Below are 14,206 nucleotides of genomic sequence, written 5' to 3' on the forward strand. Positions count from 1 at the left end.
TGGCCGAACTAGCGGTAGCCTCATCGCTGACTCCATTTCCTTAATTGGATGTGGGAACGGTCGGTGGCTGCTTCGGCGAAGCCGGCCGTTCACTCTGTTCAAGGATTCGCGTTGGCGGGTGCCTAGTCGAGTTTGCGGATGAGGATTGCTCGCAGGTATACACCGTTTGGTGTGGCCTCGCCGATGGGCACTTCTCGGGTGCCGGCAGGTCCGCTTGGTAGAAGGCGATTTTGTTGCCGTTGAGGAGGCCGTGCTCCTTTACCAGGGCACGGAGGTTCTTCGCTGTCGGACTGTCGTCGTAGTTGCTGGCCGCCGTGCCGGCACTGCTGTGGGGATCAGTCGGAGGCGTGTACATAATCCGGGGTGCCACCAACTCTGTCTTCGAGGCGTTCAGCCCCCGCACGCGAACCCCCTTGTCTCTATCACCCTCACCCGTCTTGACTCGCAAATATTGGACGGGTTTGCCGAACTTCGACCGCGCTTTGACCTTGCGGAGGACATCTGTAGCGGTGTCTCCCTCGCGGAAGATGTACCAGTGACTGGTGGTCCAGTAGAGCAGTTGAGAGAGGATCCAGATCAGTACGGCGACGATGAAGGACCACAAGATCACGTAATAGAAGTCACTGAAACCTTGTGTGCGTAGATAGTCACGTCGGGTCATTGGGACGATGTGCTCGGTCGCCCAGGGGTAGACCGCTGCGAACACCAGTGAGACGGCCAGGCTCACAAGGACCTGGACGGACAGAGTATTGAAACTTGGTGCGGGCGGTCCGCCGAGGGCTCGACGCCACCCGGTAGCCTTGCTGACGAGCCACGCTGAACTGAGCACGATGATCGCGCCAGGAAGCAAAAGGAAGATTGGTACACCAATTGCTTTGAGGATGTCGGATTCGGCGAAGACTTCAACGTCGAAACTGGCGGCCGCGGCGACGGTTGTGGAGTCGGTCTGCTTTGCTGTTTCGGCCTGCACGACGGCAGTCAGGGTGCGCGAGCCGGGCGTCAATGTGTCTCCGACTGTTAGGTGAACTGGTACGACCGCTTGCGACCTGGGGGCAATCTGATCCACACAGTTCGGGAGTTGTCCTGTCTGGCCGCGGTCTCCTCCCTTGATGACTTCCTCGTTCATCTTCTCTTTGTCCAAGGCATTACTGCCGGGGCAGGTCACCGTCGCTGTCACCTGTTCAGGCACCCTGAGGGTGATCGTGAGAACGTTCATGGGATCGCCACGCTCGTTGGTAATGACGATCGATGTGTCAGCTGGCCGGTACTCGCTGATCTTTAAGTCTTTGAGATCTGGACTGATCACCGCCGTGACAAGGTCGGCTGTCTTGGCGGCGTTGACCTTGAGACCACCACTGGTCGCGTTGCTAGGTACCTGCGTGCCGCTACCGATGGCCAAGAACTGCACGCTTTGATTCTGGCCCGTCCCATCGAGGTCTCTCTTGACCGAGAACTGGAACGCCATCGAAGACTTGGACGGGACCATGATCTGACCAGCCGATGGGTCCGGCTCGGGTGGAGTCACCGTGATCGAGTTGTCTGAGGGGATGGCGTCCACTGTGACGGCCTGATCTTTGTCACTAGGGTTGGCGACGATCACGGTGACCCTTGTCTTCGCGCCAGGGGTCAGGGTGACTTCGGCGGGCGTGACGGCCACTGTGATCGCGTTCGGATCCGCATCGGCGAATGTGGGGGAGTCCGGCGCCAAGCCGAGTAGAGCCGAGGCCCCAAGCACGAGCGTGCCGAGGCCGATTCTGAGGACTGTTGGTATGGCCATGTCTCTCCCCGTCACACGGACCGCTTGCGTCGCGTGTTTGCTGCATCGTGGCAGGAAAACCCGGTCATAGGTAGTCCCGAGAAGGCGAACTCCCAACGCGCAATTCGAATCGCGACTGTTCCGGTGATGGTCGAGCAGAGTGGTCGTAAGGCCGGACGCCCTAAGGAATCCTGAAGAGTGTCAGCGGCTCACCGGCCGAGGGGGCGGAAAGCCAGGTTTGGTCTGGGTCGTCGGGCAACTATCGGGGGCGTGCTGAGAGTTGCGTTCCGCGAAGTTCCGCCGACTCGTCCTCGCCGAGATGAGCGGCAGGTAGGTCCCGGCGCGTTCAAATCGCAAACATGTGCGCGCTCGTTGATTCAAAGCGCCCCGGGCGGCAAAGCGTAGTCCCGCGGCAGTAGACGCAGCTCGGGTGGGTCGGTGGATCCCTTCCGATAGTTCGTTCCACACTGGGCACCCATCCGGGCCTTCGCCATGCCGCACCACGGCGCGACAGGAAGGGACGAATCTCGGCCAGATGCGCGCCCAACAGATGCGCGCCCAACACGCGGCGGAAAGACGCGGGTTGTGAAAGGCACAGCGAGCCATGTTCGTCGGCTCTGGCTCATCTCGCGAAGAACGGTGACCCTGCCGAGCCCCGCCCACCTGTGGACCGAGACCCCGACTGACTGCTGACGTTCGTGGACGAGCGGCTCAGTTACATCGAGTTGATGTCCGCGTGCATGAGGACGTCCACGGTCGTGACGTCGATCAGGGGACTGTTCGTCCCCATGATGCGCAGGGCAGCCACGTGGAGCTCCCGAGTTGCTCCGGCACACGCGTCCGAGGCGACGGTCACGTGGCTTCCGGCATCGGCCGCAGCGAATGCCGTGGCAAGGACGCAGCACTCGGTCGCCACGCCGCAGAGCACCAAGGGGGCGTCTCCCACGAGGTCTCGCAACTGGGTGCCCCACTTCGAGAACGTGGACTCGTCGACGACCGGCGTGCCGGGCGGCGCGTCGAGCGTCAGCTCCCACTGGGAGCTCTCGGGGGTCACCCGGAACTGTGGCCACTTGTCGTAGTACTGCCGCCAGGCGCCACGCTCGTTGGTATCGCGGACGAAGCGCGTGAACACGACCGAGCCCGCGAAGTGCTCGACGAGGCGAGCCACCTGCTTCTCGGCGGGCCGGTAACCCTCGGTGGCCCACCCGCTCGCCGGATCCGCGAACGCCCGCTGCAGGTCGATGACCACCAGCCACGGAACCTGGTTCCTCGTCGCGGTTCTCAGCTCGCCCATCTGCTTCTCCATCGGTGGTGGTTGTCCCGACACGAACGAGGCCCCCGCCGCCGGGTCTGCCGGCGGCGGGGGACCAGGTGACGCCCGCCTACAGCGCCGTCGACTGCATCTCGGTGCCGGGCTGGGACCCCAGCTCCGCGCCGGCGAGGGCGTGCGCATGGGCCCCGGCCGGGCGGTGCCACAGCGGCGGCAGCTTGTAGGTGGCCACGAAGGCGAGTGCACCGACGAGGAATCCCACGAAGTAGGAGAGGTCGCCCCACTCCGGGTGCGCCTTGGCGACCGGGCCGACGTAGAACGACAGGTTCCAGAACGGCAGGGACGCGGCTGCACCCACGACCCACGCGATGAATCCCCACTCCAGGACGCGTCGGGCGTCGTACAGCTCTGCGATTCGCTCCCGGTCGTGCCGGTGCCCCAGCACGTAGTCGAGCAGCAGGATCGCGCCGAACGGGGCGATCAGGTAGGCGCCCATGAACAGGAAGTTCTTGAACTTGGCCTCGAAGCTCGCGTCGGCCCACAGGCTGATGACGTAGGCGGCGGCGCAGATGATGACGACCGCCGTGCGCCGGCTGACCGGGATGCGCAGCGTCTGGACCGAGATGGCCCCGCCGTACACGTTGAGGAAGTTCTGGGAGAACGACGAGATCAGGACGATGAGCAGCGCGGCCACGTGGAAGGGGCCGGTCAGTCGCTCGAGGGCTGCGATGGGGCTCTCCCCGGCCGCCGCCGAGCTGCCGAGCAGTGCGCCCGCCACGCCGAGCCACGCCAGCGAGATGAAGTTGCCGGCGAAGGTCCAGAAGCCCGTCGCGCGGTTGACGTGGTCTTCGTCGGGCAGGTAGCGGGAGTAGTCGGAGGCGAAGGGCCACCAGGCGATCAGGAAGGAGAGGAAGTAGCCGGAGAAGGTGATCCAGCCGCCGACCCCGCCGACCCAGTACGCCGCGTGCGGGTTGGTGCCGAACCCTCCCTGCCACCCACGGGTGACCGACACGACCGTGATCATGAGGAAGCCGAAGAAGAGGACGACGGCCAGGATCCGCTCGAGGTAGTGGATCATGTTGTAGCCGTAGACGGCGACGACCAGCTGCAGCGAGACCAGCCCGAGCGCGCCGACCCAGAACGGGATGGCCGGCGCGAGCGTCGTGAGCGCCTGGGCACCGAGGATCACGGTGACCGCGGCCCAGCCGATGCCGGCGAAGATGTTCACGTAGGCGACCGGCACGAAGTTGCCGAAGAAGCCGAGCGGTCCGCGCGCCTGGATCTGCTGGGCGACGCCCAGCCGACCGCCCATGCGCGAGAGGACACCCATGACGACGGAGCCGACGAAGGAGCCCGCGACGATCGCGGTGACGGCCGCTGTGAGCGACAGTCCGAAGCTGACGCCGACGAAGCCGAGCACCATGATCGGGAAGTTCATGCCGGCCGCGAACCAGATGAAGAACTGGGAGACGGGCTTGCCGTGCCGCTCGGAGTCCGGGATCGCGTCGACGCCGTAGGGCTCGACTGCCGCGATCTTGTCTCGGTAGTGGAGGTCCGCAGCCAGCTCGCCCGTGGGGGCGTGAGAGACGTCCAGGTTCACATCGCTGCCTTTCTGGTAGTTCCGCGGCATCGGGCCTCCGTGGGCCGGCGACACAGCGCTCGGGGGGCTCCCAGCAGACTGCGCCTGCCTGTGACTGTAGTCACGCCCTTGTTGCATGCCACAGACCGTAGATCTTGCATGGCAGAGACGTCAATACCCTGGCCGAAGTTGCTGGCAAGTTTCTCTTGAGCGGACGCCAGCGGGCGGAACTGACCGATATCCGTCAGCGAGTGCAAGACTTTGCGCTCCTGCTGCATCTGGCCATCCGTACCCACCTGTTGCATGCAAGAGACGGGATGCATCCCTAGAAGCCCCCAGCGTGATGGATCACAGGTGACGGTGGGACGCGCGCTGTGGGAGTGACGAAATGACCGATGGCCGGCCACGAACCTCGTCCGTGACCGGCCATCGCCGGATGAGCGCGTTGTGGAGCGCCGGGCCTGACCCTCCTCACTGGAAGGCGGGTACGACCTCCTTGATGAAGAGCTCGAGGGACTTCCGCTTCTCCTCGTGCGGGAGGCTGTTGTCGCACCAGAAGCTGAACTCGTCCACCCCGAGCGCCTCGTAGTGGCGCAGGCGCTCGATGACCTCCTGAGGGGTGCCGATCATCGCGGTGCGATGGAGCGAGTCGAGCTCGAACTCCGGCCGCTCAGCGAACTTCGACTCCGGGCTGGGCTCCAGGAAGCCATTGATCGGAGTGGTCTTGTTGCCGAACCAGGCGTCGAAGGTGCGGTAGAAGCGCGAGATCGCCTCGGCGGCCGGCCGCCAGCCATCGGGGTCGTCGGCCGGGTGGACGTGGGTGTGGCGCAGCACCATGAGCTCGGGACGTGGCACCTCGGGGTGGTTGGCGACCGCGGTCTCGAACTTCCGCTTCAGGTCCTCCACCTCCTCGTCGCCCTTCATCAGTGGCGTGACCATCACGTTGCAGCCCTCGCGTACGGCGAAGTCGTGGGAGTCGGGGTCGCGGGCAGCGATCCACATGGGCGGCGTCGGCTGCTGCACCGGCTTGGGCACGCTGGTCGAGGTGGGGAACTGCCAGATCGCGCCGTCGTGGGCGTAGTCCCCCTGCCACAGCTCCCGCACGGCCGGGACCAGCTCGCGCAGGTGCTTGCCACCGTCGGTGGCCGGCAGGCCGCCGGCCAGCCGGTCGAACTCGAACTGGTAGGCGCCCCGAGCCAGGCCGACCTCCGCCCGGCCGTTGCTGATCACGTCGAGCAGCGCGGTCTCACCGGCCACCCGGATCGGGTTCCAGAAAGGCGCGATGATCGTGCCGGCGCCCAGGCGAATGGTCGAGGTCTTCCCGGCCAGGTAGGCGAGCAACGGCATCGGGCTCGGGGAGATCGTGTACTCCATGGCGTGGTGCTCGCCGATCCACACCGTGCCGAAGCCGCCGGCCTCGGCCATCAGGGTGAGCTCGGACAGGTTCTCGAACAGCTGGCGGTGGGTGACCTCCTCGTCCCAGCGCTCCATGTGGACGAACAGCGAAAATCTCACGACTACTCCTGGTTCTCTCTGTGAGTGGCTCGGACGGCGTCCATCTCGCTGAGCGTGACGTCGCCGGTGGCCCAGTGCGCCCGCGGTACCTCGCGGACGATGACCCTGATGTGCTCGGACCTGGTGTCCGCGGTCCGCAGCACGGCTTCGTGGACCTCGCGCATCAGGCTCCTGACCTGCTGCGGGGTGCGGCCCTCCGCGAGGGTGATCTCGACGAGCGGCATGTCAGCCCCGCATCACGAACGGGTCGGCAACGGGGTCCTCGCTGGTGTTGATCCAGACGCTCTTGAGGCGGGTGTACTCCTTGATGGTCTCGGTGCCGTGCTCAACCCCGACGCCGCTGCTCTTGAAGCCCTGTCGCGGCGACATGGGTGACATCGCGCGGTAGGTGTTCACCCAGATGGTGCCGGCGTCGAGACGGGCGGCCATGCGGTGCGCGCGCGAGAGGTTGCGGGTCCACACCCCGGCCGCCAACCCGTACTCGGTGTCGTTGGCCAGCCGGACCACCTCCTCCTCGGTGTCGAAGGGCATCACCGCCGCCACCGGACCGAAGATCTCCTCGCGTACGACGCGCATCGAGTTGTCGACGTCGACGAGCACGGTCGGCTCGTAGAAGTAGCCGCCGAGACCGCCGTCGCTCGACCGGCCGCCGGTGAGGACGCGGGCCCCCTCGGAGCGGCCGAGATCGACGTAGCCGGCGACCTTGTCGCGCTGGTCCTCGAAGGCCAGGGGACCGAGCTCGGTGGCGTCGTCGAGCGGGTCGCCGATCCTGATGGTGCGGGCCCGCTCGGCGACGCGCTCGAGCAGCTCGTCGTGCACCGACCGGTGTACGAAGATCCTGCTGCCGGCGATGCAGGTCTGCCCGGCGGCCGCGAAGATCCCGGCCACCACGCCCATCGCTGCGTTCGCGACGTCGGCGTCCTCGAACACGATGTTGGGGGACTTGCCCCCGAGCTCCAGGGTGGAGCCGATGAAGCGACTGGCGGTGCTGGACGCGATTCGCGACCCGGTCGCGGTGCTGCCGGTGAAGGAGAGCTTGGCCAGCGCGGGGTGGTCGACGAGTGCCTGGCCCGCCTCCGCACCGTAGCCGGTGACGACGTTGACCGCTCCCGGGGGGAAGCCGGCCTCGACCGCAAGCTCTGCGAGGCGCAGGATCGTGGCCGATGTGTGCTCGGAGGGCTTCACGACGACGGTGTTGCCGGCGCAGAGGGCCGGGGCCAGCTTGCTGGTGGTGAGCGTCAGCGGCGAGTTCCACGGCGTGATGGCCCCGACGACCCCGAGGGGCTCCCGTGAGGTGTAGTTCAGGACCTGCCGGTCGGAGGTGGGGATGAAGCCGCCGTGGATCTTGTCGGCAAGACCGGCGTAGTAGTACCAGTACTCGGGCAGCGTCGCGAGCTGCCCGCGCATCTCGCGCAGCAGCTTGCCGTTGTCCTGGGTCTCCATGCGCGCGAGCTCCTCGGCGTTCTCCCCGATGAGGTCGCCGAGGCGGCGGAGCAGGTGCCCGCGCCGGGTGGCGCTGAGGTCTCGCCAGCGCGGGTCCTCGAACGTGTCGCGGGCGGTCTCGACGGCCCGGGCCACGTCGGCCGCGCCACCTCGGGCGGCCACGTAGTTGACCGCGCGGGTGGCGGGGTTGGTGCTCTCGAAGTGCTCGCCGCTGGCGGGCTCCACCCACTCGCCCCCGATGAAGTGCTGGAGCTTCTTGGTGTCAGGCATGGACCTCTCCTCCGATGAAGGTTGTCAGGCAGTCGACGAGCTCGCGGGGCCGCTCGACGGGGAGCATGTGGCGCGCGCCGGGCACGATCACCGCGCGGCAGTGGGGGATGGCGTCGGCCAGCCGGTGGGTCATCTCGGGCGTCGAGCCGGGATCGTCCTCTCCGGTGACGGCCAGGGAGGGCACCGCGATGCCGGCGAGCCCGGGCGCGATCTCGGCGTCGGCCGTGGCGAACACCCGGTAGCAGCTCAGGAAGCTGGCCGGGTCGTTGCGCAGCAGGGTCTCCTCGGTCCGCCGCGCGTCCGCGGGGCTGACGTCGGTGCCGTCGTACCACCGACGGACCGAGGCGGCCGCGCTCGCCGCGAAGTCCTGCTCGGCGACCGCGAGCCGCTTCAGCACGGCGTCGCGCTCGGCCGGCGTGCGACGGCACACGGAGCTGACCGACGTCAGGGTCGCGACGAGCTCGGGCCGGTGGACGGCCAGGTGCTGGGCGACCAGGGCGCCGAGGGAGAACCCGACGACGTGGGACCCCGGAGGCACGTCGCACGCGACCCCGTCGGCCAGGTCGGTCAGGGTCACCGGGCCGGGGGGGACGGGACGCGAACCGTGGCCGGGAAGGTCCGGTGCCACCACGTCGAAGTCGTCGCGCAGCAGCGAGGTGACCGCCGCCCACGTGGCGTGGTCGAGGCCCACCCCGTGCAGGAGGACCACTGTCGGCTTGTTCATGACTGCTTCACAACCGCTCGCCGGGTCACTGCTCGGTGGACAGGGCCGCCAGGCGCTGCTGCGGACGACCCTGCGCCGCTGCTGCCAACGCCACCACGATCTCGTCCTGGTGGGGCGCGTCCGCGATCCGTACCTCGATGGTCTGGTGGTGCGAGCGGATGGTGGCGTCGGTGATGTGCTTGAGCGGGATGTCGAAGACCACCCCGGCGGGACCACGCTTCTCCACGGCAGGCAGCAGGGTGGTGGCGTCGGCCGCCTTGCGGAAGTGGTCGCCGAACTTGAGCGTGTGGATCAGGGCCGAGCCGTGCTCGACCTCGCCGTCCAGCCCCACGATGGCCGCCTTGCCGTAGGCCTCGGCCGGCAGCTCCAGCGCGGCGAGCACCTGGGGTGCAAGCATCGCGCCTAGGTCGGACGCCGTCTCGTCGATCCCCGGACCCAGGTCCTCGACGAACCCCTGCCCGGCCCACGGGTTCTCGATCACCGCGGCCACCACGGCGACCCGCGCCGGCGGCCAGACCTCGCGGCCACCTTCGGTCCGGATCTCCTCGACGACGGTGACGATCTTGCGCACCTTCATGACAGAACACTCTCCAAGCTCTTGACGGTGATGACGGGGTCGGTCGCGCGGTCCCCGATGCGCGGATGGGGTCGCGGCCCGGTGGATGCCGCCGCCACGACGACGAGCTCGTCGGCGCGCGGGGCGTCCGGGACGCGGGTGCTGACGGTCTGGTAGTGGCTGCGGGTGGCGGCGTGCGTCTTGTGCCACAGCGGTACCACGAGCGGCTGCCCGGCCTCGGCGCGAGCGTCCGCGAAGCAGATGATCGACTCGCCCTCGAGGAACTCGCGCATCAGGTTGCCGAAGTACGGCGTGTGGATCAGCGCGCCGCCGTGCTCGATCTCACCGGCGGTCCCGACGATGGCCGCCTTGCCGAACGCCTCGATCGCGGCGACCCCACCGAGCGCGTCGGCGAGCCGGTCGGTGAGCAACCTTGCGAGCGAGGGAGCGATCTGAGCCACCTCCTCGGACAGGTCACGCGAGGGCCCTGTGCGCACCCAGGGGTTGCGCAGGACCGCCGCCGCGCTGGCCTGTTGCACCGGCCGCGCCGGCCGGGCACCGGCCTCGGTCACCAGCGTCTCCCGGTAGACCACCAGCTTGCGGAGACCGGGAACCGGCTTCGTCTCAGTTGCTTGCATGCAACAGGACGATAGACCGCCCTCTTGTATCGGTCAACCCATCCAGTCAAACTGAGCTCCATCACGATCCGAGACCAGGTTCTACTCGTCCGGCTTCTGACCAATTCACGCCTGAGATGCGGGTTGACTGTCCTGTTGTACGGGCCTGGGACGAGGAACTTGGCCGGATTCCATTGACATCATGAGGTGGCATGCCTAACGTCATGATGTATGCAACAGAGTGTTCAGAACAGTGAGGCTGAGGAGGCTCAGATGACCGAGCAGGACGAGCGGCGGGCCCGGATCGAGCGCGCCTGGCTAGCCGCGTGGGACCGAGGCGAGGTCGACGCCCTCGACGAGCTCCTGAGCGACGGCTACCAGCGCTGGAGCAGCGACCCGACCGCGCAGGGCCTCGCCGAGTTCAAGGCGTCGATCGTCTCGACCAGGACCGCCTTCCCCGACCTCGTCACCACGCTCGACGACGTACTGGTCGAGGGTGATCGTGCCGCTGTCCGCTGGCACAGCGACGGCACCCACGAGCACTCCTTCCTCGGCGTCCCGGCCACCAAGCGGCGGGTCTCGGTCAGCGGGGCGACGTTCGCCCGGTTCGAGGACGACCGGATCGTCGAAGAGTTCGTCACCTGGGACCCGCGGGCGCTGCTGACCGCGCTGGGCATCATCAGTGTCGGACAGGACCGTTGATCACGATGAGCACGAGCGCACCCGCCATGACAAGGAGCAAAGCGATGGCCACCAGTCCGACGCAGCCAGACCTGGACCTGATGAAACAGGTCAACCGGCAGTTCGTCACCGGAGTCACCGTGGTCACGGCCATGGACGACGACATGCCGCGCGGCCTCGCGGTCAACGCCTTCTCGAGCATCTCGCTCGACCCGGCGACCGTGATGGTGTGTGTCCAGCGCACGTCCTCCACGCACGACTGCCTCTTCCGTGCCCAGCACCTGGCGATCAACATCCTCTCGACCGACCAGGTGGACGTCGTCACGCGGTTCGCGTCGAAGTCGGCCGACAAGTTCGCAGGCCTCGACTGGACGCCAGGGCCCTTCGACAGCCCGCTCCTCGAGCGCAGCAGCGCCCAGATGGAGGTCGAGATCCGGGAGCGACTCCAGGCGAGCACCCACACGGTGTTCATCTGCCGGGTCGTCCACGCGGCATGCACGGATCGACACCCCATGGTCTACAGCGCCGGGCAGTTCTTCGACGGCGGCGCACTCGCGCCGCTGGCATGATGCTCACCTCGGACGACGTGAAGAGGAGGAACGCGGTGGCGGGCGTGAACGGGGCCGGTGCCGGCTCGATCCAGGGTCGGGTGATCAGCGAGATGCGTCGTCGGATCATCGCCGGTGAGATCGAGCCCGGCGTCAACCTGTCCGAGCTCGCGCTCGCCGAGGAGTTCGGCGTCAGTCGTACGCCGGTGCGCGAGGCCCTCAAGCAGCTGCAGACCGAAGGCCTCATCGAGATCCGGCCCCGCGTCGGCACTTTCGTGACCAGCCCGTCGCGTCGCGAGATCACCGAGCTCTTCGAGATGAAGGAGCTGCTCGAGGGCGCCGCGGCCAGGCTGTTGGCACAGCGCGGCCGCGTGCCGGAGATCGACCAGCTCGAGGAGAACCTGCGGCAGGCCGATCGCGCCGTCGCCCGCGACGACCGTGATCGCGTCGCCGAGCTCGTCCAGGAGTTCCACGACCTGCTCATCATCGGCGCGGACAACAGCAAGCTCGAGGCGCACTACCGCACGCTGATGAACCAGCTCGCCTACTCCCGGCTCGTCGCCACGTCCCTCAGCCAGCCGGGTCGGCCGGTGCAGTCCGACCGCGAGCACCACCACGTACTGGAGCTGATCATCGCCAAGGACGGCGACAGCGCGGAGCGGGTCATGCGCGAGCACGTCCGTGCTTCTCGACGAGCCCTGCTCACCGGCCTGCAGTCCTGACGCCTACCCGACCACGTCTCCGGCGCCCGCCCCCGCGCCGCACCCCGAAAGGCACCCCATGCCGCTCACGCCTGCCGTCGACCCCTCGATCGCCGACCTCGACCCTGCCCGCGCCCTGTTCATCGACGGAAGCTGGAAGCCAGCGACCACCACCTTCGAGGTCCGGGACCCGGGCAGTGGACGGGTGATCGCCGCGGTCGCCGACGGTTCCGCCTCCGACGCTCGATCGGCCGTCGACAGCGCAGCAGCGGCCTGGACCTCGTGGCGCTCGACGGCACCCCGCACGCGGGCAGACGTCCTGTACGGCGCTTACGAGCGGATGCGTGCCGACCTCGACCGCCTCGCCGGCCTGATCATGTCCGAGAACGGCAAGTGCGAGGCGGACGCCCGTGGCGAGGTCACCTACGCCGCGGAGTTCTTCCGGTGGTTCGCCGAGGAGGCGGTCCGCCCAGGCGGCGCCTTCGGAGAGTCGCCTGCCGGCGGCACGCGGACCATCGTCACGCACCGCTCCGTGGGCGTAGCCGCGCTGGTCACACCCTGGAACTTCCCGGCCGCCATGGCCACCCGCAAGATCGCCCCGGCACTCGCCGCCGGCTGCACCGTGGTGCTCAAGCCCGCCGAGGAGACGCCACTCACAGCAATGGCGATCGCCCGGCTGCTCGAGGAAGCGGGTGCGCCTCCCGGGGTCGTCAACCTTGTGCCGACGACCGACGCACCCACGGTCGTGTCGACCTGGCTGAGCGACAGCCGCGTCCGCAAGATCTCCTTCACCGGGTCCACCAACGTCGGCCGGATCCTGCTCCGGCAGGCCGCCGACCGGGTGGTGAACTCCTCGATGGAGCTCGGCGGCAACGCGCCGTTCATCGTCACCGAGGACGCCGACCTCGACGCCGCCGTCCAGGGTGCGCTGGTCGCCAAGTTCCGCAACGGCGGCCAGGCCTGCACGGCTGCGAACCGCTTCCTCGTGCACGAGGCGGTCCTCGAGGACTTCGGCGCTCGCTTCGGTGCGGCGGTGGAGACGCTGCGTACCGGGCCGGCAAGTGACCAGCGAGCCCAGATCGGACCGGTCATCTCCGCTGGCGCGGCTGCTCGCATCGAGCGGGTGGTGGCCGAGGCGGTGCAGGCCGGCGCCCGGGTGTCCCACCGCGCCCCCCTCGACCCCGACCTGACCGGCCACTTCGTGGCCCCCCAGGTCCTGCGCGACGTCACCCCCGACGCTGCCATCGCCTCCGAGGAGATCTTCGGACCTGTGGCCCCGATCATCAGGTGCTCCTCGGACGAGGAGATCCTCACTGTCGCCAACCAGTCGGAGTCCGGACTGGCCGCCTACGTCTACGCCGGCGACCTGCAGCGGGCGATGCGGCTCGCCGAGGGACTGGAGGCCGGCATGGTCGGGATCAACCGGGGCCTCGTCTCCGACCCCGCGGCGCCATTCGGGGGCGTCAAGCAGAGCGGACTCGGACGAGAGGGTGCCCGCGAGGGAATGCTCGAGTACACCGAGACCCAGTACTTCTCCGTGGACTGGCCCAACCAAGGCTGACCTCAGGTCCACATCCGTGGCTCGCTGCTGCACAGGAAGGTGATGGACACAGCGCCAACCACATGACACCGGCTCGCGGCGTTAAGACGCAGATCGACCCGTTCCGAATGACGATCCGGCTAGGGCGACAAGCGCCCTCGTCGGCCGGGCAGCGCGACCGACCTCAACTGGTGCTGTCAAGGATCAGTCGGGTCGCCTCATGCGGTGCGTCCCATTGTGGAAAGTGGCCACACCGCTCGAACCAGTGCAGCACCGCGTCCGGAAACAGTTCCGTCGCACGTGCGGCCTGCCTCGGCACGGTCACCAGGTCACGACGACCCCAACCGATCGTGACCCGGCCGGGCACAGTGCCGGCCGGCGCACCCTGCTGCTTGGGCCCCTTGGTCAGGGCGTCCAAGGCCGCGCCAGTCGACGGGGACTCAGCCAGCCCGCGCACATCCGGCAGCACGGTCTCGCGCGAGAGTGCCCAGGGCCGCGCCGACAACTGCGCCAACAGCAGCGTCCTTCCCACGGGGTTGCCCAGCAGTGCTGACAGCGTGCCTCGCAGCGCCCGGACCAGAGCGATCGATGGCCGAAGCGTGGCCCCGAAGACGGCGACCTCGCGGTCGCTCCAGAAACCACCCGGGTCCAACGCCACGGTGTCGCCGCCGACGCCTCGCCGTGCGAGCTCAAGCACCATTCGGCCACCCATCGACTGACCGACCGTCGACACCCCGTCCAGACCCTGTTCGCGGATGAATTCTGCGACGGAGTCGGTCAGGGTGGCGATCGAGACCTCGCCGGTCAAAGGAGGCGACTCGCCGAAACCCGGCAGGTCGACGGCGATGACCTCACGGCTCTCGGCCAGCTCGTCGATGATCGGGGACCAGGATCGCCATCCAGCGCCCAGACCGTGCACGAGCAACAATGGCCTGCCGCTTCCGCGGCGCGCATGGTTCAACGTCATTTCTTGAACGCTAGCCCACGCGGAAATCTGTGCATCGCC

The 14,206-nt window shown here is 67.8% G+C and carries 14 protein-coding genes; 4 read left to right on the forward strand and 10 right to left on the reverse strand.

Annotated elements, in window-relative coordinates; all coding sequences use genetic code 11:
• Positions 1 to 40: 40 nt before the first annotated feature.
• From H0S67_RS06970 to H0S67_RS07010, 9 genes are all read right to left on the reverse strand, one after another.
• The gene (locus tag H0S67_RS06970) at positions 41 to 1,777 is read right to left on the reverse strand and encodes a hypothetical protein (protein ID WP_180935986.1); all 1,737 of its coding nucleotides are present in this window, start codon (positions 1,775 to 1,777) and stop codon (positions 41 to 43) included.
• A 694-nt stretch (positions 1,778 to 2,471) separates the two neighbouring features.
• A complete protein-coding gene (locus H0S67_RS06975; RefSeq protein WP_180935987.1) occupies positions 2,472 to 3,050 on the reverse strand; it encodes a cysteine hydrolase family protein in 579 nt (192 codons plus the stop codon).
• Positions 3,051 to 3,138: 88 nt separating this feature from the next.
• Positions 3,139 to 4,626: a purine-cytosine permease family protein gene (locus H0S67_RS06980; protein ID WP_180935988.1), complete on the reverse strand. Its 1,488-nt coding sequence runs from the start codon at positions 4,624 to 4,626 to the stop codon at positions 3,139 to 3,141.
• Between the two features lie 450 nt (positions 4,627 to 5,076).
• Positions 5,077 to 6,120, reverse strand: coding sequence for an LLM class flavin-dependent oxidoreductase (locus H0S67_RS06985; RefSeq protein ID WP_180935989.1), 1,044 nt, complete (start codon positions 6,118 to 6,120; stop codon positions 5,077 to 5,079).
• 2 nt (positions 6,121 to 6,122) lie between these two features.
• On the reverse strand, positions 6,123 to 6,344 hold the full coding sequence (locus H0S67_RS06990; RefSeq protein ID WP_180935990.1) for a tautomerase family protein: 222 nt from the start codon (positions 6,342 to 6,344) through the stop codon (positions 6,123 to 6,125).
• 1 nt (position 6,345) lies between these two features.
• On the reverse strand, positions 6,346 to 7,833 hold the full coding sequence (locus H0S67_RS06995; protein ID WP_180935991.1) for an aldehyde dehydrogenase: 1,488 nt from the start codon (positions 7,831 to 7,833) through the stop codon (positions 6,346 to 6,348).
• A complete protein-coding gene (locus H0S67_RS07000; RefSeq protein WP_180935992.1) occupies positions 7,826 to 8,557 on the reverse strand; it encodes an alpha/beta fold hydrolase in 732 nt (243 codons plus the stop codon). The genes H0S67_RS06995 and H0S67_RS07000 overlap by 8 nt, the downstream gene beginning before the upstream one ends.
• A gap of 25 nt (positions 8,558 to 8,582) precedes the next feature.
• Positions 8,583 to 9,134, reverse strand: a complete 552-nt coding sequence (locus H0S67_RS07005) for an amino acid synthesis family protein (protein WP_180935993.1) — start codon at positions 9,132 to 9,134, stop codon at positions 8,583 to 8,585.
• Positions 9,131 to 9,751 carry an amino acid synthesis family protein gene (locus H0S67_RS07010; RefSeq protein WP_180935994.1) on the reverse strand — a complete coding sequence of 207 codons (621 nt, stop codon included), beginning with the start codon at positions 9,749 to 9,751 and terminating at the stop codon, positions 9,131 to 9,133. The genes H0S67_RS07005 and H0S67_RS07010 overlap by 4 nt, the downstream gene beginning before the upstream one ends.
• A gap of 252 nt (positions 9,752 to 10,003) precedes the next feature.
• Between H0S67_RS07010 and H0S67_RS07015 the strand changes: the two genes are divergently transcribed.
• From H0S67_RS07015 to H0S67_RS07030, 4 genes are read left to right on the forward strand one after another with little or no spacing between them, the layout of a single operon-like run.
• Entirely contained in the window at positions 10,004 to 10,432 is a 429-nt protein-coding gene (locus H0S67_RS07015) for an ester cyclase (RefSeq protein WP_180935995.1), read from the forward strand.
• 44 nt (positions 10,433 to 10,476) lie between these two features.
• Positions 10,477 to 10,980, forward strand: a complete 504-nt coding sequence (locus tag H0S67_RS07020; RefSeq protein WP_180935996.1) for a flavin reductase family protein — start codon at positions 10,477 to 10,479, stop codon at positions 10,978 to 10,980.
• The gene (locus H0S67_RS07025; RefSeq protein WP_219635536.1) at positions 10,977 to 11,681 is read left to right on the forward strand and encodes a GntR family transcriptional regulator; all 705 of its coding nucleotides are present in this window, start codon (positions 10,977 to 10,979) and stop codon (positions 11,679 to 11,681) included. The genes H0S67_RS07020 and H0S67_RS07025 overlap by 4 nt, the downstream gene beginning before the upstream one ends.
• A gap of 58 nt (positions 11,682 to 11,739) precedes the next feature.
• Positions 11,740 to 13,221 carry an NAD-dependent succinate-semialdehyde dehydrogenase gene (locus tag H0S67_RS07030; RefSeq protein WP_180935997.1) on the forward strand — a complete coding sequence of 494 codons (1,482 nt, stop codon included), beginning with the start codon at positions 11,740 to 11,742 and terminating at the stop codon, positions 13,219 to 13,221.
• 163 nt (positions 13,222 to 13,384) lie between these two features.
• On the opposite strand, the gene H0S67_RS07035 is transcribed toward H0S67_RS07030, so the two are convergent.
• Entirely contained in the window at positions 13,385 to 14,167 is a 783-nt protein-coding gene (locus H0S67_RS07035) for an alpha/beta fold hydrolase (protein WP_180935998.1), read from the reverse strand.
• Positions 14,168 to 14,206: the final 39 nt, after the last annotated feature.

Origin of the sequence: Nocardioides ungokensis, assembly GCF_013466985.1 — a bacterium.
Classification (GTDB): domain Bacteria; phylum Actinomycetota; class Actinomycetes; order Propionibacteriales; family Nocardioidaceae; genus Nocardioides; species Nocardioides ungokensis.